This window comes from Thermomonospora cellulosilytica (genome assembly GCF_014138835.1).
GTDB classification, from domain to species: Bacteria; Actinomycetota; Actinomycetes; order Streptosporangiales; family Streptosporangiaceae; genus Thermomonospora; species Thermomonospora amylolytica.
Map to the genome: position 1 here is coordinate 266,691 of NZ_JACJII010000001.1, position 21,431 is coordinate 288,121.

The window sequence follows — 21,431 nt, forward strand, 5'->3', positions numbered from 1 at the left end:
CTCTCCCTCGAGTATGTATACGTGCGTTTACTTGTCAAGGGACGCATACTGATGCGATGCGACTGGAGCGGACCGCGGACAGGCCCAAGCGCGACCGGGAGGCGACCCGGCGGCGGCTGCTGGAGGCGGCGCGCGACCTGTTCGCCGAGCACGGCTACGACCATGTGCCGGTACGGGTGATCGCCGCCCGGGCGGAGGCCAACGTCGCGCTGGTCAACCGGTACTTCGGGTCCAAGGCCGCGCTGTTCGGCGAGGTGCTGGCGGGCGAGTCGGCGCTGCGCCGGATCTTCGGCGGCCCCGGCGAGCCGCCGCCGCGGCCCGAGGAACTGCCCCGCCGGCTGGCCGAGCACGTGGTGCGGCAGATCCACGGCGCGCGCACCAACCCGCTGCTGCGCATCCTGGACCGCTCGATGGGCAACCCGGAGATCCAGCCGATCATCCGCCGGCACATGGAGCAGGCCCTGGTCGAGCCGCTGGCGGCGCTGCTGGACGGCCCGGACGCCCGGCTGCGCGCCACCGCCGCCGCCGCGATCCTCATGGGCAGCGGCTCGGTCCGCCGCGTCCTCGGCCTGTCGGAACTGCGCGAGGCCGACCCGCAGGCCCTCACCGACCGCCTCACCGCCATGTTCACCGCCGCCCTCGCCCCCTGACCGCCGTCTCGGACGTTCGCTCATCCCGAAGTCGTAGGGGTTCCGGCCCGTGGGCGGAGTCCGGCGTTCACCCGGCGTGCATAGAGTCGGGGTCATGGATCTTGGGGGCGTGCTCCGGCGCAGGTGGGCGGTCGTCGCCGCCGTGGCCGGGGTGCTGGCGGGAGGCGGCGGGCTGGCGTGGGCGGCGGCGGACGGCCCCGCGGCGGTCCGCGCCGAGGAGCACCGCATCCAGGTGGTGGCCGGTCCCGGCGACGGCGGACGGGTCACGCTGGACGCCACCTTCTTCGCACCGGCCGGACGGGACAGCGGGCCGGCGGTGCTGCTGGCGCACGGGTTCGGCGGGTCGAAGGCCGACAACCGCGAGGAGGCCGAGGAACTGGCCCGCGCCGGGTACGCGGTGCTGACCTGGTCGGCCCGGGGCTTCGGCCGCTCGACCGGGGAGATCGCGCTGAACTCCCCCGACCACGAGGTCCAGGACGCCCGGCAGTTGGTCGACTGGCTGGCCCGGCGTCCCGAGGTGGTCAAGGACCGGGCCGGGGACCCCCGGGTGGGGATCGCGGGCGAGTCGTACGGGGGTGCGCTGGCGCTGCTGGCCGCCGCGCACGATCCCCGGGTGGACGCCGTCGCCCCGCAGCTCACCTGGCACGACCTGGCGGACGCGCTGTTCCCTGACGCGACCGGCTCGGGGCCGCAGGACGGGGTGTTCAAGAGGCTGTGGGCCGGGATCTTCTTCACCTCGGGCGGCGTCGGCTCGTCCACACCCTGTGGACGGTTCCGGGCCGAGCTCTGCGCGATGTACCAGGAGGTCGCCGAGTCCGGCCGGCCCACCCCGGAGGCGATCGAGACGCTGCGCCGCTCCAGCCCGGCGGCGTACGCGGCCCGGATCAAGGCGCCGACCCTGCTGGTGCAGGGCCAGTCCGACTCGCTGTTCCCGCTGGACCACGCGGACGCCAACGCCCGCGCCATCGCCCGCAACGGGACGCCGGTGGCGGTGGCGTGGATCCAGGGCGGGCACGACGGCGGCGATCCGGAGACCGAACGGGTCCGCGGGCTGGTGCGCGGCTGGTTCGACCGGTATCTCCGCGGGGACGGATCGGCCGGGATCCCGGCGTTCGCGGTGTCGAGGAACGGCGGCATCGACTCCTCGACCCAGGAGGTCGTGGTGGAGTCCGCCACCGCGAGCCGGTATCCGGGCCTCGGCGGCGCGGCCAGACGGGAGGTCCCGCTCACCGGCCCGGAGCAGACGATCTTCAACCCGGCGGGCGGCAGTCCCCCGTCGATCTCGGCGCTGCCCGGGCTGGGCGCGCTGGACGCCCTCGGCGCGGCGGGCGGCGGGCTGCCGGTCTCCGACATGCCCGGCCAGATCGCCGCGTTCGACTCCCGGCCGCTGGACCGGTCGCTGCGGCTCACCGGCGCGGCCACGGTGCGGATCCGGGTGCGGGCGGACCGCGACGCGACCCTGTTCGCCAAGCTGTACGACGTCGCGCCGGACGGGCGGGCGACCCCGGCCCGGCGGCTGGCCGCGCCGCTGCGGGTGAGCGGGGACGAGCGGGACCGCGAGGTGACGGTCACGCTGCCGCCGATGGACCGCGGGTTCGACCGGGGGCACCGGCTGCGGCTGGTGCTGAGCACGACCGACCTGGGGTTCGCGACCCCGGCCGAGCCCGCGACGTTCCGGGTCTCGGCGGTGTCGGGGCTGACCGTTCCGGCCGTTCCGGCGCTGCGGACGGCCGCCGCGCCGCTGCCCGCCTGGGTGTGGGGGCTGCCGCTGGCGGCGCTGGCGCTGGCGGCGGGGATCGGTGTGCCGTGGCGGCGCGGCCGGGGCCCGGACCACGACCCGGCGCTGGCGGACGTTCCGCTGCAGATCACCGGGCTGACCAAGAGGTATCCGAACGGGCACCTGGCCGTCGACGACCTGTCGCTGCGGGTCGAGCAGGGGCAGGTGCTGGGCCTGCTGGGGCCGAACGGCGCGGGCAAGACCACGACGCTGCGGATGCTGATGGGGCTGGTCCATCCGGACGCCGGGCAGATCCGGATCTTCGGCGACCGGGTGACGCCGGGTGCGCCGGTGCTGTCGCGGCTGGGCTCGTTCGTGGAGGGGCCGGGGTTCCTGCCGCACCTGACCGGGCGCGCCAACCTGGACCTGTACTGGCGGGCGACCGGCCGTCCCGCCGCCGACGCGCACATGGACGAGGCGCTGGCCATCGCCGGCCTGGGGGCCGCGCTGGACCGGCCGGTGCGCACCTACTCGCAGGGCATGCGGCAGCGGCTGGCGATCGCGCAGGCCATGCTGGGGCTGCCGGACCTGCTGGTGCTGGACGAGCCGACGAACGGGCTGGACCCGCCGCAGATCCGGGAGATGCGCGAGGTCCTGGTGCGGTACGCGGCCACCGGCCGGACGGTGATCGTGTCCAGCCATCTGCTCGCCGAGGTGGAACAGACCTGCACGCACGCGGTGGTGATGTCGCGCGGCCGGCGGGTGGCGGCCGGTCCGGTGGCCGAGATCGTCGGCTCCGGGCGCCGGCTGGAGGACGCGTTCCTGGAGATCATCGGGGAGGGCTCCGGATGAGCACCACGACCGAGAGCCCGTCGGCCGCCCGGACCGGCGGCTATGCGGTGCGGCGGACGCTGCCGCCGCGGGTGGAGGCGGTCCGGCAGTTGCGGCGGCGGCGCACGCTGGTGGCGTTCGCGATCCTGCTGGTGCTGCCGTGGGTGCTGGTGGCGGCGTTCCGGATCGGCGGCGATCCGGGGCCGGACCAGGCGCCGAGCCTGGTGGACGTGGCGACCTCGGGGGCGCTGAACTTCGCGCTGTTCACGCTGTTCGTGTCGGCGGGGTTCCTGCTGGTGGTGGCGGTGGCGCTGTTCTGCGGCGACACGGTCGCCGCCGAGGCGGGCTGGTCGTCGCTGCGCTACCTGCTGGCCGCGCCGGTGCCGCGCGGGCGGCTGCTGCGGATCAAGCTGGTCGTGGCGCTGGGGTACGCGACCCTGGCGGTGCTCTGCCTGCCGGCGATGGCGCTGGTCGCGGGCACGGTGGCGTTCGGCTGGAACGACGTGGTGCTGCCCACCGGCGGCACCGTCCCGGTGGACGCGGCGCTCGGCCGGATGGCGATCGTCGTCGGGTACGCGCTGGTCGCCCAACTGGTGGTGGCGGCGCTGGCGTTCTGCCTGTCGGTGACCACGGACTCGCCGCTGGGGGCCGTGGGCGGGGCGGTGGGCCTGGTGATCGTGAGCAACATCCTGGACGCGGTCACCGCGCTGGGCTCCGCCCGGGACTTCCTGCCCACCCACTGGTCGTACGCCTGGATGGACGCGCTCCAGGCGGACGTCCAGTGGGCGGGCATGGCCAAGGGGACGGCGGTCTCGGTGTCGTACTCGGTGGTCCTGCTGGCCCTGGCGTTCCGCCGGTTCCGGGGCAAGGACGTGGTGTCCTGACGGCCGTTCAGGCCGAGACCGGGGCCTGGCGGAGCGGCCTGAGGGCGCGGGACCAGGCGATGACGTCGTCGAGCATCCGCGTCAGCGTCGGCTCCTGGTGCTCGCCGGGCGCGATCCGGCCGGGGTGGGCGGGGTCGGCGGGGTCGGTCCACTCCCACTCGTTGAACATCGACAGGGCGACCTGGTCGCGCACGCCGGCGACCTTGACCTCGGCGAGGATCAGCCGCAGGTGCTCGACGGCGCGGATCGCCCCGGTGGGGCCGTAGCTGACGAATCCGGCGGCCTTGTGGTTCCACTCGGCGTACAGGAAGTCGACGGCGTTCTTGAGCGCGCCGGGGACGGAGTGGTTGTACTCGGGGGTGACGAAGACGAACCCGTCGAGCGCGTCGATCGTCTCCGCCCACCGCAGGGTGTGCGGGCGGCGGTAGCCGCCGGCCATCGGGGGCGCGGGCTCGTCCAGCAGCGGGAGCCCCTGGTCGGCGAGGTCGACGGGCTCGATCGCGACCTCGCCCGCGGCGACGGCGGGATGCCGGGCGGCGACCTCGGTGACCCAGCGCAGCACCTGCTCGCCACGGCGGTTGGGACGGGTGCTGCCCAGAATGACACCGACCCTGATCATGCCTGCTCCTTCGTTACGCTACGGCGGTCGATCACGAAGTAAAGTACAACGTGCATGGCAACAAGTAAAACGATGACTGCAAAGGAGGTCGCGATGACCCGGCAGACCACCCGGGGCGGACCCCGGGCCGACAAGCGCCGCGCGATCCTGGAGGGGGCGCTGACCGTGTTCGCCCGCGACGGCTACACCCGGGCCAGCATCGACGCGATCTCCGCCGAGGCCGGGGTGTCCACCCGCACCATCTACAACCACTTCGCCGACAAGGCGCGGCTGTTCGAGACCGTCATCCAGGAGAGCGCCGCCCGGATCGCCGCCCAGCACATCGCGGTCATCGAGCGGCATCTGGACAAGATCGTGGACCTGGAGGCCGACCTGGTGGAGTTCGGCCGCGCGTGGGCGTCCTCCACGACCGCCGAGGAGGCCGCCCACTTCGCCCTGGTCCAGCAGGTCAACGCCGAGGCCGGGCACATCCCGCCCTCGGCGCTGGAGGCCTGGCAGCGGACCGGCCCGCTGCGGGTGCGCGCCGAACTGGCCGAGCGGCTGCGCCGGATGGCCGACCGGGGGCTGCTGCGCGTCACGGACCCCGACCGCTCCGCCCTCCACCTGATGCTGCTGATCGGGATCGACAACCCGTCGCTGCGCTTCGTCCCGCTGACCGAGCGGGAGATCGAGGAGATGGTCACCGCGGGGGTCCGGACGTTCCTGTACGGGCACGCACCCCGATAGTGCAAGGATCGTTTTACTTGTTGCAGTGAGCGTTGTACTTTGGCCGGTATGGCCGAAGACGACGTTTCGCGTCCCGGAATGACGCTGGCGGCGGTGCTGCTGGGCTTCCTCACGCTGCCGATGCTGATGTCGGGGACCACGGTGGCGCTGCCGCGCATCGGGGCCGACCTGGACGCCTCCGGGGCGGCGCTGCAGTGGGTGGTGGTGGGGTACTTCCTGGCGGCCTCGTCGCTGATGCTGGTCGTGGGCTCGCTCGGCGACGTGCTCGGACGCCGCCGGGTGTTCGCCCTGGGCGCCGCCCTCTACACCGCGGGGGCGCTGGCCGGTGCGCTGGCCCGGGACATCTGGGTGCTGGACGTCGCCCGCACGCTGTCGGGCGTCGGCGCGGCCGGGGTGATGGCCGTGGGCGGCGCGATCCTCGGCGCCACGTTCACCGGGGCGGCGCGCAACCGGGCGTTCGCCGCGATGGGCACCGCCTCGGGGGTCGGCCTGGCGATCGGTCCCGCGCTGGCCGGATGGCTGGTCGGGACGGTGGGCTGGCGCGCCACGTTCGCCTGCTTCGCCGCCGCCGGGGCGCTGGTCTGGGCGGGAACGCTGGTCATGCCGCGGACACGGCCGGCCGCCGGACCCGGGCGGATCGACCTGGCGGGCGGGATCGCCTTCGTCGCGGCCTCGGCCGGGGTGATGTTCGGCGTCAACCAGGCGTCGCGGCACGGCTGGGGCAGCCCGGCGGTGCTCGTCCCGGTGGGCGCCGGGGCGGTCGCGCTGGCGGTGTTCGTGCTGGTCGAACGGCGCAGCGCACGGCCCGTGCTGGAACTGGGGCTGCTGGGCGACCGGCGGTTCGTGGGCTGGGTCCTGGGCTGCGCGTTCGTCGCGGCCGGACCGGCGGGTGTGATGGCGTTCCTGCCCACCTACCTGCAGGGCGTGACCGGCGCCTCGGCCGGGCAGGCGGGCCTGACGATGCTGCTGATGACCGTTCCGGTGCTGCTGTTCCCCCAGGCCGGGGCCAGGCTGGTGAACCGGGGGCTGCCCGGGCGGGTGCTGATCGCCGGGGCGCTGCTGCTGATCGCCGCCGGGCACGCCTGGCTGACCGTGCTGGAGCCCGGCATCGGAACGCTCGCGCTGCTGGGCCCGCTGGCGACCATCGGCACCGGGATGGGCCTGGCGATGGGCACCGCCGACGCCCAGGCCATGGACCGGGTCCCGGCCGACCGGCTGGGCATGGCCGCGGGCCTGCTCAACACCGCCCGCGCGGGCGCGGGCACCCTCGCCACCACCGTGTTCGGGACCTCGCTGACCCTGCTGCTGGCGGCCCGCGTCGGGGACGCGGCGACGGCCGCCCGGATCACCGCCGGCGACCTGTCCGGATCCGGACACCGGACCGACGCCGCGCTCTCCAGCGAGGCCGCGCTCTTCAGCGAGGTCTGGCACGTCATGTCGTGGACCGTCGCGGCCGGCTGTGCGGCGGTCGCCCTCGCGGTCTGGGCACTGCTCGCTCCGGACCGTCGTTCACCTGAGAAAACGTCCTCCCCGCAGGAACGGCGCAAGGCCCGTTCGCAGGCGGCCTGAGAGGGGTCCGGCTCCCCCGCGGACACGGCGTCCGGCACCGAAAACCGGTCGATCCGGTGCACGGGGTCGCATAAGCTCGCCGACTCATAGGGCTGCGCCCCGCGTCCCGCATGGTCAGAACTGATCGGCTCGATCGGCGATTAACCGTCGCCGAGAGGGGGAGATGATCACCATGGCACGGCAGCAACTCGTCAAACGCCCCAGGCCCCCACGTCAACCGACCCCGACGGACCTCCGGACGCCATCCGGGCGGATCCTGCCGTACTGATCCCCGACCCACCGGCTTCGAGGCCGCGGGCGGCGCCTGCCGGGCGCCCCGCCCGCGGCCTCGCCGCTTTCCGCGCATCCCCTCCCCGGCCCGGGGTACCGCATCCGGGGTGAAGCACAACGAGACCCCCGACGACCTCGTCGAGAGCCAGGGCGTGAACGCCGGCCCGCCCATCGACAAGGAACCCGACCCGCATCCCGACCCGGCCCCGGCGCCCGACCCTCCGGACGAGCCGGAGGTCGGCGCCGCCCTCTCCGACGAGATGGCCGGGCTCCCCGACCAGCGCCCCGGCTACCCCGGCCAGCAACGTTCCGTCGACACGAGCTGACCCGCCGCACGGCGGCGTCCCGCCGACACCACCCGATCCGTCCGCATCCGGCACGGCCGGGCACGGCCCCGCGTCGACGGCCTTCGGCCTCGGCGACGTTCGCAACGGACCGGGGCGACGTGGGTCGGCGATCTTCGCCGCGACGGCGTTGGTGACGTGGAAGGGCCGGCACCCGGGAGGGGTGCCGGCCCTTCGCGGTGCCGGGGAGGTCAGACCTTGGGGGCCGGTTCCGCGGTCTGCGGGACGGTGTCGGCGTCCGGGGCTCCGGCGGGGGGCTTCACCAGGTCGAGGGTGTCGCGCAGGGTGACCGGCTTGATGGCCAGGGAGGCCAGGATGGCGACCACGCCCAGGCCGACGGAGACCAGGAAGATGTGGCCGGTCGCGTCCCCGTAGGCGGCACGGACGATCTCCACGACGGGGGCGGGCAGCGAGGACAGGTCCAGGGTGCCGGCGGCCTGGCCGGAGCCGCCGCGGACGCCCATGGCGGCCAGCCTCTCGGTGATGATGTCCTTCACCTCGTTCGCCAGGATCGCGCCCAGCACCGACACGCCGATCGCTCCGCCCAGGGAGCGGAAGAAGGTGATCGTGCCGCTGGCGGCGCCCAGTTCCCGGAGGGCGACCGAGTTCTGCACGATCAGCACCAGGTTCTGCATCGAGGCGCCGACGCCGACGCCGATCAGCAGCATGCCGAGGGACAGGATCCCCAGGTGGGTCTCGTGGTCGATGGTCGACAGCACCGCGAACCCGCCGGTGAGCACGAACGTGCCGCCCACCACGAACGCCTTGGGCCTGCCGGTCCGCGAGGTCAGCCGGCCCACGACGGTCGCCGAGCCCAGCACGCCGACCATCATCGGGATGGTGAGCAGGCCCGCCTCGGTGGGGCTGTAGCCGCGCCCGATCTGGAAGTACTGGCCGAGGAACACCGCGCCGCCGAACATGGCCGAGCCGACCGCCAGGCTGGCGACGATGGCCAGGGCGGTGTTGCGGCGCACCACGATCGGCAGCGGCACCACGGGCTCGGCCGCGCGGGACTCGACCCGCACGGCCAGCGCCAGCAGCACCAGCCCGCCGCCCACCATCGCACCGGTCTGCCACGACGTCCAGGCGAACGAGTCGCCCACGAAGGTGACCCAGATCAGCAGCACGCTGACGCCGGCGGCGATGAGGGTGGCGCCCAGGTAGTCGATCCGCACGTTCGCCCGGCGGATGTGCGGCACGTGCAGGGTCTTGCTCAGCAGCGCGAACGCGACCACCGCGATGGGCACGCCGATGAAGAAGCACCAGCGCCAGCCCAGCCAGGAGACGTCCACGATGAGCCCGCCGAGCAGCGGGCCGCCGACGGTGGCCACGGCCATGACCGCGCCGATGTAGCCGAAGTACCTGCCGCGCTCGCGCGGGGAGACCATCACGCCGATCACGATCTGCACCAGGATCTGCAGCGCGCCCACGCCCAGCCCCTGGAACGCCCGGGCCGCGATGAGCTGCTCGGTGTTCTGGGCGAATCCGGAGATCAGCGAGCCGAGCGCGAAGATCCCGATGGCGGCCTGCAGCAGCCGCTTCTTGTCGTACAGGTCGGCGAGCTTGCCCCAGATCGGGGTGCTGGCGGTGGAGGTGAGCAGGGTCGCCGTCACCACCCAGGTGTACTGCGACTGGGTGCCGTGCAGCGCACCGATGATCTGCGGCAGCGCGGTGCCCACCACGGTCCCGCTGAGCATGGCGACGAACAGCACCAGCATCAGGCCGCTGAGCGCCTCGAGCGTCTCCCGGCGGCTCATCGGCGGGGCTGCGGACGGTTGTGAGCTCAAGTACTGCCTCCAGGGTTCAGGGCACGGAACCGGCGGACGCGGGGTGGAACGTCCGGCACCGGTGAATCTATTCCCAGTGGGAAAATTTACCCACCGCGCAAGTTTACTCCCGGGCCGGTAGGGTGAACGACGTGGAGACGATGCCGGGACTGCGCGAGCGCAAGAAGGAGGCCACCCGCCAGGCCATCCACGAGGCCGCCCTGCGGCTGGCCGTCGAGCACGGCCTCGACCAGGTCACCGTGGAGGCCATCGCGGACGTGGCCGGGGTGTCGCGCCGCACGTTCTCCAACTACTTCGCCGGCAAGGAGGACGCCGTCCTGTACGGCGACGAGCGGCGGATGAGCGAGCTGATGGACGAGTTCGCCGCCCGCCCGCCCGAGGAGCCCTCCTGGGCCGCGCTGCGCGCCGCGTTCGACGCCCAGTACGAGCGGCTCGGCCGCCGTCCCGACCCGGAGTGGGCGGCCCGCGCCCGGCTGGCCAAGAAGCACCCCTCGCTGGCGGCCCGCCAGATGGCCCACTACTCCACCATGGAACAACGGCTGACCGGCCTGATCGCCGAACGCGAGGAGATCCCCGCGGCCTCCCCCCGCCCCCGCGTCATGGCCGCCGCCTTCCTCACCTGTCTGCGCATCGCCACCGTCATCTGGACCGAGGACCCCTCCCGCCCGCTGAACGAGATCGTCCACGAGGTGCTGGCCGAGTACGCCCGCCCGTTCCGCTGACCCCTCCGCCGGGCGCCCGCGATGCCGGGTGAATGCGGCATTGAAAGTTGCACCCGCCGCAGAGTCAGGTCGTTGTCACCCTTGAGATGTCCTTTCGTGGGGTACTTTCGACCTATTCTGAAGACATGGCGGAACTTGTTATCGCGCTGGTGATCGCGTACCTCCTGACCCATTGACCGGGTCCCCCGCACTCCGCGGTAAAGACAGTCCGTTCCTCACGACACCCGCCGTCGCCGCGCTCGCCTGCGCCGACGTCCGGCGGACCGACCCGGGACAGGCCAATGACGTCCTGCCCCGCTCCCTTGCGTCAGGATTTCCACGAACGGCTCCGGCGACCGATCCGCCGGCGCCCACGGCCCGTTTTCCCACAATGCGCCCGAACGATTTCCGGCCGCCCGTAACTGGTCGGCTTGACAACCCGGCGACACCGTGACGGCCGTCTCCCGCCGCCGGCGCTCGTGGGGCGTTCCCCGCTCCCGGGCGCATAGGGAACGATCAGACGGCATGCCGCTGCCCGACGATCTCCTCCCCCGCCGAGGTCGCCTGGAACGCCTAGAAGCGTTCACCGCCGCGGCGCCCCAGGAGGGGCCGCAGCCCGCGGACGATGCCCGGCAGGAACAGCAGCAGCCACAGGGCGGTGGCCGCCGTCGTCGACACGAACGCGATCGGGATCGTGGCCGCGAACACCACGGTCAGGGTCGCGTTCTCGACGATCTCCTGGCGCACCCGGCGCTGCGGCGCGTCCGGCGCCCGCAACCCGCCGGGCCGCCGCAGCCGCACCGCCATGGCCGTCATCAACGCCCCCGCCAGCGCGATCGTCCCCGCGTACACCGCCACCGCGATCGGCAGGTCCCCGTACTCGCTGATCAACCGGGTCGGGAACGGCATCAGCGCGAGCACCGCCAGCAGCGCCAGCTCCAGCCCCACCATCAGCCCGTCCACCCGCGCCACCAGGCCGAACAACCCGTGGTGCCCCAGCCAGAACAACCCGATCACCGCGAAGCTCAGCGCGTACGCCGCCACGTCCCCGGACGTCTCCCGCAACCGCGCCGTCAGCTCCGCCTCGGACAGATGCGGCTCCACCTCGATGGTCAATGCCAGCAAGGTGATCGCGATCGCGATCACCGCATCCGCGAACCCCCGTAACCGCTCGACCCCGATCATCGACCGCTCCGGCCCCTCCTCCGACGCCATACCGCCAACCTAGGCACCCCGCTCCTTCCGAGCCCCCGGCCGCACCCCGCCTTTAGCCCCACCAGGACCGTCCCTGGTGCCCCAGCGATCAAGCACAGGCCCGCCCCCGTCCCGGAGCGGCATCCGGCGACGCGCGAAGGCGCCCAGAGTCGGCGGATGACCACTCCGTTCCCCGTGTTTCACCGTCTCCCGGGCACTCGGCCACGCGAACGCGGTGAACATCGCCCCAAAGGACGCCGGGCGGCGCATCGGAGGATCTTCCAACCCGATCAGCGATACAGAGTTGCCGATGGGACACAGGGGGTCATCTGTGGGATGTGGGATCCGCATCAGGACTCGGGAGAAATCGTGATCATCGCACCTGCCGGGCCGCCCTGACGCCGGCCGTCCGACCATCCGGAGCAGATCGGTTACTCATGCTAGGAGCGTCATATGTCCACTCTCACCGTTCGTCTCCTCACCGGTGCGGCGCTGACCGCATCCCTGCTGTCGGCCTTACCGGCCGCACCGGCCGCCGCCGTCGACACGGTGCTGCGGCTGACCATCACCGAACCCGCGCCCACCGGCGCCCGCATGGTCGTCCTGACCTGTGACCCGGCCGGCGGCACCCACCCGCGCGCCGCCGCGGCCTGCGCCGACCTGACCCGCACCGGGGGCCGGATCGTCCGCGGGCGTTCGAACGCCGCCTGCACGAGGGAGTACTGGCCCGCCACGGGCCGGGCGGTCGGGCTGTGGCGCGGACGGATCGTGCGGTGGAGCCGCACCTACTCCAACCTCTGCGAGCTGCGCGCCCACACCGGCGCGGTCTTCCGCTTCTGAGCCGCCCCGGTCCCGGCGGCCGTCCACACCCGGCCATGAACGGCCGCCGGAAGACCGTGAGCACTCACCGGACGACACCCCGAGCACCACCGAATCCAGCTCACAAGAATCAAGGCGGCGGCGCACCGCGCCGCCGCCACGACCCGCCGGAGACTCCCCGCTCAGCTCCCCGACATCCAGAACTCACCCGGCTTCCCCGCCAAAGCCACCGGCCCGTCCGCATCCACGACGCAGCGCATTCCGCCCGCAGTCACAGACGTCCGCCCTCAGGGAGCACCCGATAGCGCGCGAACACGTCCAGCAGGAGAGGCACCGCCACGACAAGCCGATCGTCAGCGGCATAGCCGATCTCGACGGACACGACGCCGCTGCCCACCGCCTGGGCGAGCCTCACCTGGACCTCGGATCGGCCGACCAGCGGATAGCAGTACCAGCCCTCGGCCCGTTCATCATCGGTGCCGGGCAACGCCGTGGAGACGGCGAGCCAGTCGGAGTCGCCGAACTCGTACCCGACCACCTCGGAGAGCATCTCCATGAACGGCCGGACGTTCCCTTCCCAGACCCAGCCCCCTACGGTCCTCAGACCGACGGCAGGGTCACCCATCGGCGGGCGCGATGCCCACGGGGCAGGTCACGCCGGTGCCGCAGTAGCCGTTGGGGTTCTTGGCGTCGGAGAGGTACTGCTGGCGGTAGGGCTCACTGAGCATGCTCACCCGATTCATGCGGCCGGGGCACGAAGCTGGACGACGAGCTCGGCGCCGAGAGCCTTGGCCAGTCGCTCAAGAACGGGCAGAGTCGGGACGGTGCCGCCGGCCTCGAATCTGGCCACGGCCGACTGTGTCATCCCGGCCGTCTCGGCCAGCCGGCTCTGGCTCCAACCGCGCTCCTCACGCAGGGCCCGGACGGTACGCCCCAGTTCGTAGGCCAGCCGAGTGGCCGCATAAGCCTCGGCAGCCCCAGGCTCAGCCATGCGGCGCTCCCGCAACGCGCCCCAGTCGGACCGCTCACCCATCGGCCTCACTCCTCCTCCGCGTCCACCGTATGCGCTTCAGCCACGCACAGCCGCAGCGTTCGGCGAGCCCGCTCGACCTCTCGATCTTCCCGCATGCGCGTCTTGTGGAACACCGTGAGCAGGATGATCCGTCTGCCCGGAGCTATCCAGTACGTCACGCGCACGGCCTCGGTGCCCAGATGGAACCGCAGCTCCCGCAACTTGCCGTCGAGCTGCCGCGTGTACGGTTCCCCCAGCAGCACCCCTTGATCGGCGAGCAGGTCGATGTAGAACGCCGCAGTGGCGAACTGCGCGGTCGGCAGGCGCTCCAGCCATTCCCGCACCTCCGGTTCAAGCTCCACAGTACCCCAGCTCATAGCATCGATGCTATAGAGCGGGGAGTGGGCCAACCGGGCTTTCACCGGTCGAACCGCAGCGGTTGTCAGCCGTCGGCCGGGGCGATGCCCACGGGGCAGGTCACGCCGGTGCCGCCGAGGCCGCAGTAGCCGTTGGGGTTCTTGGCGTCGGACAGGTACTGCTGGTGGTAGGGCTCGGCGAAGTAGAAGGGGCCGGCGGGGGTGATCTCGGTGGTGATCTCGCCGTAGCCGGCGACGGTGAGGACCTTCTGGTAGGCGTCGCGGGAGGCCTCGGCCAGCTTCTGCTGGGCGTCGCCGTGGGTGTAGACGGCGGAGCGGTACTGGGTGCCGACGTCGTTGCCCTGGCGCATGCCCTGGGTGGGGTCGTGGGCCTCCCAGAAGACGCGCAGGAGCTGCTCGTAGGTGATCTGGGCGGGGTCGTAGACGACGCGGACGGCCTCGGCGTGGCCGGTGCGGCCGCTGCAGACCTCCTCGTAGGTGGGGTTGGGCGTGTAGCCGCCCTGGTAGCCGACGGCGGTGGTGATGACGCCCGGGGTCTGCCAGAACTTGCGTTCGGCGCCCCAGAAACAGCCGAGGGCGAAGTCGGCGATCTCGCTGCCCTCCGGGTAGGGCGGGGTCAGCGGGGTGCCCAGCACCTCGTGCCGGGGCGGTACGGGCATCGGGGTGTCGCGGCCGGGCAGGGCCGCCTCCGCGGTGACCATCTCGGTCTTGAAGAAGCCGAACACACTTGCAGGGTATCCGGCGACATGCCCGGAGCGCAGACCACCGTTGACATGACCGTCGCCAATTGATGCTCATTACGCCGGTGGTAGCCTGGCCGCCGTGATCGATCGGCGTGGGATGGCGGCCGGGGCCGCGGCGTACGGACTGTGGGGGCTGTTCCCCCTCTACTGGCCGCTGCTGAAGCCCGCCGGGGCGGGCGAGGTGCTGGCGCACCGCATCATGTGGTCGCTGGTGGCGGTCGCCGTCATCCTGGGCGTGCGGCGCCACTGGCGGTGGGTGCGGGAGCTGACGCCGCGGCGGATCGCCCTGCTCACCCTCGCCGCCGTGGTGATCAGTGCCAACTGGGGCACCTACATCTACGCCGTCAACACCGGCCACACCATCGAGGCGGCCCTCGGCTACTTCATCAACCCGCTGATCAGCGTGCTGCTCGGAGTGCTGGTCTTCCGGGAACGGCTGCGGCCCTGGCAGTGGGCGGCGATCGGGCTGGGCGCGGCGGCGGTGCTGGTGCTGGCCGTCGACTACGGCCGCCCGCCGTGGATCGCGCTGGTGCTGGCCTGCTCGTTCGGCACGTACGGACTGGTCAAGAAGTTCGCCGACATGCCCTCGGCGGAGAGCCTGGCCGCCGAGACCGCCGTGCTGTTCCTGCCCGCCCTGACGTTCGTGCTGGTCCTGGAGGGCCGGGGCACGGCGGCGTTCGGCCACGAGGGCGTCGTCAACGCACTGCTGCTGGCCACCGGCGGGGTCGTCACCGCGATCCCGCTGATGCTGTTCAACGCCGCCGCCACCCGGATCCCGATGACCGCGCTGGGGATGCTGCAGTACCTCGCGCCGGTCCTGCAGTTCCTGATCGGCCTGCTGATCCAGCACGAGCCCATGCCCGCCAGCCGGTGGATCGGCTTCCTGCTGGTCTGGGCCGCCCTGGCGATCCTCACCGCCGACGGCCTGGGCGCGGCCCGCCGTACCAGGAGGTCCCCCGTCCCCGGCCCCCGCCCCGCCGCCGAGGCCGCCTAGCCCGCCTCGCGCGGGCCGTCGCGGGCGCGATGCGGCTGCGTTCCCGCGCGGCGGACGACGAACGGGTCAGCCCGTGCGGGAGACCACGTAGTCGCACAGGCCGGTGAGGGCCGCGCGGGCCGGGATGTCGGGCAGGGTGAGCAGGTCCGACCGGGCGTCCTCGGCCCACTGCCGCAGGTCGGCGCGGGCGCGTTCCATCGCCGGGTGGGCGCGCAGCAGCGACAGCGCCTCGGCGTGCAGGGCGTCGTCGGTCAGGTCGCGCCCCAGCAGTTCCCGCAGCCGGGCGTCGGCCGGGTCGGTCGAGGCCAGCACGTGCAGGATCGGCAGCGTGCGGATGCCCTCGCGCAGGTCCGTGCCGGGGGTCTTGCCGGACTGGGCCGACTCCGAGGCGATGTCCAGGATGTCGTCGGAGAGCTGGAAGGCCACCCCGATCTTCTCGCAGGCGTCGGTGATGGTCTTCACCGTCTGCGGGTCGGCGCCGGCCAGCAGCGCCCCCAGATGCCCGGACACCGCGATCAGCGAGGCGGTCTTGTCCGCCACCACCTGCAGGTAGTGCTTGAGCGGGTCGGCGCCCGCGGGCGGCCCGGAGGTCTCGGCGATCTGCCCGCGCACCAGCCGGGCGAACGCGCGGGCCTGGATCCGGACCGCCTCCGGCCCCAGCCCGGCCAGCAGGTCCGAGGCCTGGGCGAACAGGTAGTCGCCGGTGAGGATGGCGACGGTGTTGGTCCACCGGGTGTTGGCGGACTCCTCGCCGCGCCGCATGGTGGCCTCGTCCATCACGTCGTCGTGGTAGAGCGTGGCCAGATGGGTCAGCTCGACCACGACCGCCGCGGGGACCACCCCCGCGGCGGCCGGGTCGCCGAAGTGCGAGGCCAGCAGCACCAGCGCCGGGCGGAACCGCTTGCCGCCGGCGTCCACCAGATGCTTGGACGCCTGGGCCAGCAGGGGGTCGTCGCTGGTGACCGACTGCGACAGCAGCTCCTCGACCGCCGCCAGGCGCTCGCGCATGTCCGCCGCGAGCGCGTCGTCGACCGGCAGCCCGAACGGCACGCCACTGTTCACCCGGAACAACCCCCTACCGGACGGGCGCGCCTTCGGGCCGCCCGTCAACGAACGAACATCTGCGCGGCGGCTTCCCCGGCCAGGTCCAGCATGGGCTGGGGCAACACGCCGAGTACCACAGTAACGGCCAGCCCGAGGGCCACCGCAGCCGCGGTCGTCGGGCCGACCACCACCGCCGGGCCGTCGGCGTCGGGGTCGCTGAAGAACATCACCACGATCACCCGGACGTAGAAGAACGCCGCGATCGCCGAGGCCAGCACGCCCACGATGACCAGCGGGGTCGCCCCGCCGTCCACCGCCGCCGAGAACACCGCGAACTTGCCGGTGAACCCGCTGGTCAGCGGGATCCCGGCCATGGCCAGCAGGAAGAACGCGAACGCCCCGGCGACCAGCGGCGAGCGCTTGCCCAGCCCGGCCCAGCGGCTCAGGTGGGCGGCCTCGCCCCCGGCGTCGCGCACCATGGTCACCACGGCGAACGCGCCCAGCGTGGTGAACCCGTAGGCGGCCAGGTAGAACAGCGAGCCCGACAGGCCCGCCTGCGAGGTGGCGACCAGGCCGGTGAGCAGGAAGCCCGCGTGCGCGATCGAGGAGTAGGCCAGCAGCCGCTTGATGTCGGTCTGGGTCACCGCGATGACCGCGCCGACCACCATGGTGACGATCGCCACACCCCACATCGTGGGCCGCCAGTCCCAGCGCAGCGTCTCGAACCCGACGTAGTAGACCCGCAGCATCGCCCCGAACGCCGACACCAGCGTGCAGGAGGCCATCAGCGCGGTCACCGGGGTCGGGGCGCCCTGGTAGACGTCCGGCTTCCACATGTGGAACGGCACCGCGCCCAGCTTGAACAGCAGGCCCACGCTCAGCAGCGCGATCCCGCCGAGCAGCAGCGGCTCGCCGCCGGCGCCCTGCCCGGCCTGCTCGGCGATGTCCGACAGCCGCACCGACCCGGCGAACCCGTACAGCAGCGCCGCGCCGTACAGGAAGAACGCCGAGGAGAACGCGCCCAGCAGGAAGTACTTGACCGCCGCCTCCTGCGACAGCAGCCGCCGCCGGCGGGCCAGCCCGCACAGCAGGTACAGCGGCAGCGACAGCACCTCCAGCGCCACGAACATGGTGAGCAGGTCGTTGGAGGCCGGGAACATCAGCATCCCGCCGACCGCGAACATCATCAGCGGGAAGATCTCGGTCTGCCGGACCCCGGCCGCCATGCTGGCCTGCTCGGCCTCCGAGCCGGGCAGCGCGGCGGCCTGCGCGGTGAAGTGGGCGGCGCTGCGCTCGGCGATCAGCAGCAGGCTGACCAGCGCCAGCACCAGGATGGTGCCCTGCAGGAACAGCGTCGGCCCGTCCACCCCGATGGCGCCCATCGCGGCGACGTGGAACGGCCGCTCCGACAGGCCCAGCACCAGCGTCCACACGAACGCCGCCAGCAGCCCGGCGAACGCCAGCGGCACCTGGATCCGGTACCGCCAGGTCCGCCCGGCGAACGCCTCGACCAGCACGCCGACCACGGCGACGCCGAACACGATCAGCATCGGCGCGAGCTGGCCGTACTCGATGTGCGGCGCGGGGATGTCCCCCGGTGCCGCAATGACCTGCACTCCGGCGCTCACGGATGAGCCCCCTTCTCGGCGACGGTGGGCGTGGGATCACTCATCTGGACCCGGCTGAGCGTCTGCTGCACCGACGGGTCGATCACGTCGAGGGCCGGCTTGGGGAAGAAGCCCAGCGCCACGATGACCGCCAGGATCGGCGCGATCGCCACCAGCTCACGCCGGGACAGGTCCTTGAAGCCGGCCACCGCCTCGGCGGTGGGCCCGTTCATGGTCCGCTGGTACATCCACAGGATGTAGACGGCGGCCAGCACGATGCCCAGCGCGGCGACCACCGCGGCCACCTCGTACCGGGCGAACGTGCCGATGATCACCAGGAACTCCGACACGAACGGCGCCAGCCCGGGCAGCGACAGCCCGGCCAGCCCGGCGACCAGGAACGATCCGGCCAGCAGCGGCGCGACCTTCTGCACCCCGCCGAACGCGTCCACCCGGGCCGAGCCGCGGCGCACGATCAGGAATCCGACCACCAGGAACAGCGCCCCGGTGGCGAACCCGTGGTTGACCATGTAGAGCGCGGCCCCGGCCTGCCCCTGCGAGGTCATCGCGAAGATCCCCAGCACGATGAACCCGAAGTGGGAGATCGAGGTGTAGGCGACCAGCCGCTTGAGGTCGATCTGGCCGATCGCCAGGATCGCGCCGTAGATCACGCTGATCACCGCGAACGTGACCACCACCGGGGTGGCCCACCTGGCCGCGCCCGGGAACAGCTCCAGGCAGAACCGCATCATGCCGTAGGTGCCGACCTTGTCCAACACGCCGACGATCAGCACCAGCGCGCCGGCCGGGGCCTGCCCGGCGGCGTCCGGCAGCCAGGTGTGCAGCGGCACCATCGGCGCCTTGATCGCGAACGCGACGAAGAAGCCGAGGAACAGCCACTTGGCCACCGTCGGGTCCAGGTTCAGGCCGGCCAGCTCCGACATCAGGAAGGTGTTCGGCCCGTACACGTACAGGGCGATCACCGCGACCAGCATCAGCAGCCCGCCGAACAGCGAGTACAGCAGGAACTTGACCGCCGCGTACGACCGCTGCGGGCCGCCGTAGGCCCCGATGAGGAAGTACACCGGGACCAGCATGGCCTCGAAGAACACGTAGAACAGGAAGACGTCGGTGGCCGCGAAGACCCCGACCATCATCGCCTCGAGGGCCAGGATCAGCGCGAAGTAGCCCTTCACCGACTTGGCCGGTGCCTTCTCCCCCTCGGCGACGACGCCGCCGTAGCGGTCGGCGTCGTTCCACGAGGCCAGCATGACCAGCGGGACCAGCACCACCGACATCAGGATCAGGGTCAGCGCGACGCCGTCCACGCCGAGCGCCCAGTGCACCCCGAAGGCGGGGATCCAGTCGTAGGTCTCGGTGAACTGGTGGCGGGGCCCACCGGTCTCGAAGCCCGCCGCCATCACGAAGGCGAGCACCGCGACCAGCGCCGACAGGCCCAGCGCCACCTGCTTGGCGAGCGCGTCCCTGCCCTTGGGCAGCAGCGCCACCAGCAGCGCGCCCACCGCGGGGACCGCGACCAGGACGCTCAGCCAGGGAAAGTCGTTCATGGGTTCACCACCAGCGCGGCGCCGACGGTCGCCGCGATCGGATTCGAACGGACAGGGCGCATCAGGCGTTCACCGCCAGCAGTGCCGCCACCACGACGGCGGCCCCGAAGAACATGGACAGCGCGTACGACCGGACGAACCCGGTCTGCAGCCGCCGGACCCGGCCCGAGGTGCCGCCGACCGTGGCGGCCAGGCCGTTGACGAGCCCGTCCACGCCCTTGTTGTCGAAGAACACCGCCAGGCGGGTCAGCCACTGGCCGGGCCGCATGAACAGCGACTCGTTGAGGGCGTCGCCGTACAGGTCCTTGCGGGCCGCGACGGTGACGAACGAGCCCTTGGGGGCCTCGCGCGGCACCGGGCGGGCGCCGTACTGCCGCCAGGCGATCGCCACGCCTGCCAGCATCAGCGCGAACGCCGTCGCGCCGGGAACGGTGATCCAGTGGAACTCGTGGTGCCCGCCCTCGCCGACCACCGGCTCCAGGAAGTGCGCGAACGGGCCGAGCACCAGGAAGGCGCCGGCGCCGACCGAGCCGACCGCCAGCAGCATCAGCGGAACGGTCATCACCTTGGGCGACTCGTGCGGGTGGACGTCCTCCTCCCAGCGGCGCTGGCCGTGGAAGGTCATGAACATCACCCGCGACATGTAGTAGGCGGTGATCGCCGCGCCCAGCAGCGCGCAGCCGCCCAGGATCGCCCCGGAGGTGCCGCCGGAGTCGAACGCGGCGGCGATGATGCCCTCCTTGGTGAAGAAGCCCGACAGGCCCGGGAACCCGATGATCGCCAGGTAGCCCAGCCCGAACGTGGCCCAGGTGATCTTCATCGCGGAGGACAGCCCGCCGTAGTGCCGCATGTTCACGTCGTCGTTCATGCCGTGCATGACCGACCCGGCGCCCAGGAACAGCCCGGCCTTGAAGAAGCCGTGCGCGATCAGGTGGGCGATGGCGAACACGTACCCGGCCGGGCCCAGCCCCGCCGCCAGCACCATGTAGCCGATCTGCGACATCGTCGAGCCGGCCAGCGCCTTCTTGATGTCGTCCTTGGCGGTACCGATGATCGCACCGGCCAGCAGGGTGGCCGCGCCGACGATCGTGACCGCCAGCTGCGCGTCCGGGGCCAGCTCGAAGATCGGCCCGGACCGCACGATCAGGTAGACGCCGGCGGTCACCATGGTCGCCGCGTGGATCAGCGCCGACACCGGGGTCGGGCCCTCCATCGCGTCCAGCAACCAGGACTGCAGCGGGAGCTGGGCGGACTTGCCGCACGCGCCGAGCAGGAGCAGCAGCCCGAGCGCGGTGGCGGTGCCCTCGCTGACCTGCTGGACGGCGCCCGCGTGGTGCGCGCCCTCGCCGAGGATGTCGGTGAACGCCACCGACCCGAACGTGGCGAACATCAGCGAGATCGCGATCACCATGCCCAGGTCGCCGACCCGGTTGACCACGAACGCCTTCTTGGCCGCCACCGCCGCCGACGGCTTGTACTGCCAGAACCCGATCAGCAGGTACGAGGCCAGGCCGACGCCCTCCCAGCCGACGAACAGCCCGACGTAGTTGTCGGCCAGCACCAGCAGCAGCATCGCCGCCACGAACAGGTTCAGGTACGCGAAGAACCACCGCCGGTCGGGGTCGTGGGCCATGTAGCCGATGGAGTAGACGTGGATCAGCGAGCCCACGCCGGTGATCAGCAGCACGAAGCTGATGGACAGCGGGTCCACCAGCAGGCCCATGTCGAGGGTGAAGTCCCCGACGGTGAACCACTCGTACAGGTGGACGGTGCGCCGCCGCTCCTCCTCGCCGTACCCGAGCATCTGGACGAACATCGCCAGCCCGACGACGAACGCGCCCAGCGACATGGCGGTGCCGAGCAGGTGCCCCCACTTGTCGGTGCGGCGCCCGCCCAGCAGCAGGATCGCCGCGCCCGCCAGCGGGAGGGCGATGAGAAGCCAGGCGGCGGCCTGGATGCCTTCGGCCTTCATCGA

Annotated in this window: 20 protein-coding genes and 1 pseudogene; 9 read left to right on the forward strand and 12 right to left on the reverse strand. The window is 72.3% G+C overall.

Annotated elements, in window-relative coordinates:
- The first annotated feature begins 56 nt into the window (after positions 1 to 56).
- The 3 genes from HNR21_RS01330 to HNR21_RS01340 all read left to right on the forward strand — a co-directional run bounded on the left by HNR21_RS01330 (position 57) and on the right by HNR21_RS01340 (position 4,082).
- Complete coding sequence (locus HNR21_RS01330) at positions 57 to 650, forward strand: TetR/AcrR family transcriptional regulator (protein ID WP_182703696.1); 594 nt, start codon at positions 57 to 59, stop codon at positions 648 to 650.
- Positions 651 to 744: 94 nt separating this feature from the next.
- Positions 745 to 3,219, forward strand: a complete 2,475-nt coding sequence (locus HNR21_RS01335; protein ID WP_182703697.1) for an alpha/beta fold hydrolase — start codon at positions 745 to 747, stop codon at positions 3,217 to 3,219.
- Positions 3,216 to 4,082 carry an ABC transporter permease gene (locus tag HNR21_RS01340; protein ID WP_182703698.1) on the forward strand — a complete coding sequence of 289 codons (867 nt, stop codon included), beginning with the start codon at positions 3,216 to 3,218 and terminating at the stop codon, positions 4,080 to 4,082. Before HNR21_RS01335 ends, HNR21_RS01340 begins: the two co-directional genes overlap by 4 nt.
- A 7-nt stretch (positions 4,083 to 4,089) precedes the next feature.
- Here the strand turns inward: HNR21_RS01340 and HNR21_RS01345 are convergent, their stop codons facing one another.
- The gene (locus tag HNR21_RS01345) at positions 4,090 to 4,701 is read right to left on the reverse strand and encodes an NADPH-dependent FMN reductase (protein ID WP_182703699.1); all 612 of its coding nucleotides are present in this window, start codon (positions 4,699 to 4,701) and stop codon (positions 4,090 to 4,092) included.
- Positions 4,702 to 4,794: 93 nt separating this feature from the next.
- Between HNR21_RS01345 and HNR21_RS01350 the strand changes: the two genes are divergently transcribed.
- The 3 genes from HNR21_RS01350 (at position 4,795) to HNR21_RS01360 (ending at position 7,592) form a co-directional block, all read left to right on the forward strand.
- A complete protein-coding gene (locus HNR21_RS01350) occupies positions 4,795 to 5,427 on the forward strand; it encodes a TetR/AcrR family transcriptional regulator (RefSeq protein ID WP_182703700.1) in 633 nt (210 codons plus the stop codon).
- Between the two features lie 48 nt (positions 5,428 to 5,475).
- Positions 5,476 to 6,996, forward strand: coding sequence for an MFS transporter (locus HNR21_RS01355; RefSeq protein WP_182703701.1), 1,521 nt, complete (start codon positions 5,476 to 5,478; stop codon positions 6,994 to 6,996).
- A 377-nt stretch (positions 6,997 to 7,373) separates the two neighbouring features.
- Positions 7,374 to 7,592, forward strand: coding sequence for a hypothetical protein (locus HNR21_RS01360; RefSeq protein ID WP_119728295.1), 219 nt, complete (start codon positions 7,374 to 7,376; stop codon positions 7,590 to 7,592).
- Positions 7,593 to 7,801: 209 nt separating this feature from the next.
- On the opposite strand, the gene HNR21_RS01365 is transcribed toward HNR21_RS01360, so the two are convergent.
- Positions 7,802 to 9,397: an MDR family MFS transporter gene (locus tag HNR21_RS01365; protein WP_512700781.1), complete on the reverse strand. Its 1,596-nt coding sequence runs from the start codon at positions 9,395 to 9,397 to the stop codon at positions 7,802 to 7,804.
- 140 nt (positions 9,398 to 9,537) lie between these two features.
- On the opposite strand from HNR21_RS01365, the gene HNR21_RS01370 reads away from it, so the two are divergent.
- Positions 9,538 to 10,119, forward strand: coding sequence for a TetR/AcrR family transcriptional regulator (locus tag HNR21_RS01370; RefSeq protein ID WP_182708423.1), 582 nt, complete (start codon positions 9,538 to 9,540; stop codon positions 10,117 to 10,119).
- A gap of 552 nt (positions 10,120 to 10,671) precedes the next feature.
- Here the strand turns inward: HNR21_RS01370 and HNR21_RS01375 are convergent.
- Positions 10,672 to 11,313 (reverse strand): TMEM175 family protein, encoded by a 642-nt coding sequence (locus HNR21_RS01375; protein ID WP_182703702.1) that lies wholly within the window; start codon positions 11,311 to 11,313, stop codon positions 10,672 to 10,674.
- Positions 11,314 to 11,745: 432 nt separating this feature from the next.
- Between HNR21_RS01375 and HNR21_RS01380 the strand changes: the two genes are divergently transcribed.
- The gene (locus HNR21_RS01380; RefSeq protein ID WP_182703703.1) at positions 11,746 to 12,132 is read left to right on the forward strand and encodes an SSI family serine proteinase inhibitor; all 387 of its coding nucleotides are present in this window, start codon (positions 11,746 to 11,748) and stop codon (positions 12,130 to 12,132) included.
- 250 nt (positions 12,133 to 12,382) lie between these two features.
- Here the strand turns inward: HNR21_RS01380 and HNR21_RS01385 are convergent, their stop codons facing one another.
- The 5 genes and pseudogenes from HNR21_RS01385 to msrA all read right to left on the reverse strand — a co-directional run bounded on the left by HNR21_RS01385 (position 12,383) and on the right by msrA (position 14,225).
- Positions 12,383 to 12,661 carry a hypothetical protein gene (locus HNR21_RS01385; protein WP_220500000.1) on the reverse strand — a complete coding sequence of 93 codons (279 nt, stop codon included), beginning with the start codon at positions 12,659 to 12,661 and terminating at the stop codon, positions 12,383 to 12,385.
- A 67-nt stretch (positions 12,662 to 12,728) separates the two neighbouring features.
- Positions 12,729 to 12,833: pseudogene (locus tag HNR21_RS01390) on the reverse strand (peptide-methionine (S)-S-oxide reductase MsrA); the annotation flags it as partial.
- A 17-nt stretch (positions 12,834 to 12,850) separates the two neighbouring features.
- Positions 12,851 to 13,144: a helix-turn-helix domain-containing protein gene (locus tag HNR21_RS01395; protein ID WP_119728291.1), complete on the reverse strand. Its 294-nt coding sequence runs from the start codon at positions 13,142 to 13,144 to the stop codon at positions 12,851 to 12,853.
- A gap of 5 nt (positions 13,145 to 13,149) precedes the next feature.
- The gene (locus tag HNR21_RS01400) at positions 13,150 to 13,500 is read right to left on the reverse strand and encodes a type II toxin-antitoxin system RelE/ParE family toxin (RefSeq protein ID WP_182703705.1); all 351 of its coding nucleotides are present in this window, start codon (positions 13,498 to 13,500) and stop codon (positions 13,150 to 13,152) included.
- 65 nt (positions 13,501 to 13,565) lie between these two features.
- Positions 13,566 to 14,225 carry a peptide-methionine (S)-S-oxide reductase MsrA gene (msrA, locus tag HNR21_RS01405; protein ID WP_182703706.1) on the reverse strand — a complete coding sequence of 220 codons (660 nt, stop codon included), beginning with the start codon at positions 14,223 to 14,225 and terminating at the stop codon, positions 13,566 to 13,568.
- 115 nt (positions 14,226 to 14,340) lie between these two features.
- On the opposite strand from msrA, the gene rarD reads away from it, so the two are divergent.
- The gene (gene rarD / locus HNR21_RS01410; RefSeq protein ID WP_182708424.1) at positions 14,341 to 15,237 is read left to right on the forward strand and encodes an EamA family transporter RarD; all 897 of its coding nucleotides are present in this window, start codon (positions 14,341 to 14,343) and stop codon (positions 15,235 to 15,237) included.
- Between the two features lie 66 nt (positions 15,238 to 15,303).
- Here the strand turns inward: rarD and HNR21_RS01415 are convergent, their stop codons facing one another.
- The 4 genes from HNR21_RS01415 to nuoL all read right to left on the reverse strand — a co-directional run bounded on the left by HNR21_RS01415 (position 15,304) and on the right by nuoL (position 21,428).
- The gene (locus HNR21_RS01415) at positions 15,304 to 16,245 is read right to left on the reverse strand and encodes a polyprenyl synthetase family protein (protein ID WP_119731786.1); all 942 of its coding nucleotides are present in this window, start codon (positions 16,243 to 16,245) and stop codon (positions 15,304 to 15,306) included.
- Between the two features lie 98 nt (positions 16,246 to 16,343).
- On the reverse strand, positions 16,344 to 17,909 hold the full coding sequence (nuoN, locus tag HNR21_RS01420; protein ID WP_182703707.1) for an NADH-quinone oxidoreductase subunit NuoN: 1,566 nt from the start codon (positions 17,907 to 17,909) through the stop codon (positions 16,344 to 16,346).
- Entirely contained in the window at positions 17,906 to 19,456 is a 1,551-nt protein-coding gene (locus HNR21_RS01425) for an NADH-quinone oxidoreductase subunit M (RefSeq protein ID WP_182703708.1), read from the reverse strand. The genes nuoN and HNR21_RS01425 overlap by 4 nt, the downstream gene beginning before the upstream one ends.
- Before the next feature lie 61 nt (positions 19,457 to 19,517).
- Complete coding sequence (gene nuoL, locus HNR21_RS01430) at positions 19,518 to 21,428, reverse strand: NADH-quinone oxidoreductase subunit L (RefSeq protein WP_182703709.1); 1,911 nt, start codon at positions 21,426 to 21,428, stop codon at positions 19,518 to 19,520.
- Positions 21,429 to 21,431 lie beyond the last annotated feature (3 nt).

Bases quoted from the DNA above. Each gene is read 5' to 3' on its own strand.
- rarD (WP_182708424.1), top strand. From the start codon at position 14,341: ATGGCGGCCGGGGCCGCGGCGTACGGACTGTGGGGGCTGTTCCCCCTC.
- HNR21_RS01345 (WP_182703699.1), bottom strand. From the start codon at position 4,701: ATGATCAGGGTCGGTGTCATTCTGGGCAGCACCCGTCCCAACCGCCGT.
- HNR21_RS01340 (WP_182703698.1), top strand. From the start codon at position 3,216: ATGAGCACCACGACCGAGAGCCCGTCGGCCGCCCGGACCGGCGGCTAT.
- HNR21_RS01330 (WP_182703696.1), top strand. From the start codon at position 57: ATGCGACTGGAGCGGACCGCGGACAGGCCCAAGCGCGACCGGGAGGCG.
- HNR21_RS01385 (WP_220500000.1), bottom strand. From the start codon at position 12,661: ATGCTCTCCGAGGTGGTCGGGTACGAGTTCGGCGACTCCGACTGGCTC.
- HNR21_RS01380 (WP_182703703.1), top strand. From the start codon at position 11,746: ATGTCCACTCTCACCGTTCGTCTCCTCACCGGTGCGGCGCTGACCGCA.
- HNR21_RS01370 (WP_182708423.1), top strand. From the start codon at position 9,538: ATGCCGGGACTGCGCGAGCGCAAGAAGGAGGCCACCCGCCAGGCCATC.
- HNR21_RS01375 (WP_182703702.1), bottom strand. From the start codon at position 11,313: ATGGCGTCGGAGGAGGGGCCGGAGCGGTCGATGATCGGGGTCGAGCGG.
- HNR21_RS01415 (WP_119731786.1), bottom strand. From the start codon at position 16,245: ATGCGCGAGCGCCTGGCGGCGGTCGAGGAGCTGCTGTCGCAGTCGGTC.
- HNR21_RS01395 (WP_119728291.1), bottom strand. From the start codon at position 13,144: ATGGGTGAGCGGTCCGACTGGGGCGCGTTGCGGGAGCGCCGCATGGCT.
- HNR21_RS01400 (WP_182703705.1), bottom strand. From the start codon at position 13,500: ATGAGCTGGGGTACTGTGGAGCTTGAACCGGAGGTGCGGGAATGGCTG.
- HNR21_RS01350 (WP_182703700.1), top strand. From the start codon at position 4,795: ATGACCCGGCAGACCACCCGGGGCGGACCCCGGGCCGACAAGCGCCGC.
- HNR21_RS01335 (WP_182703697.1), top strand. From the start codon at position 745: ATGGATCTTGGGGGCGTGCTCCGGCGCAGGTGGGCGGTCGTCGCCGCC.
- HNR21_RS01355 (WP_182703701.1), top strand. From the start codon at position 5,476: ATGGCCGAAGACGACGTTTCGCGTCCCGGAATGACGCTGGCGGCGGTG.
- HNR21_RS01425 (WP_182703708.1), bottom strand. From the start codon at position 19,456: ATGAACGACTTTCCCTGGCTGAGCGTCCTGGTCGCGGTCCCCGCGGTG.
- nuoL (WP_182703709.1), bottom strand. From the start codon at position 21,428: ATGAAGGCCGAAGGCATCCAGGCCGCCGCCTGGCTTCTCATCGCCCTC.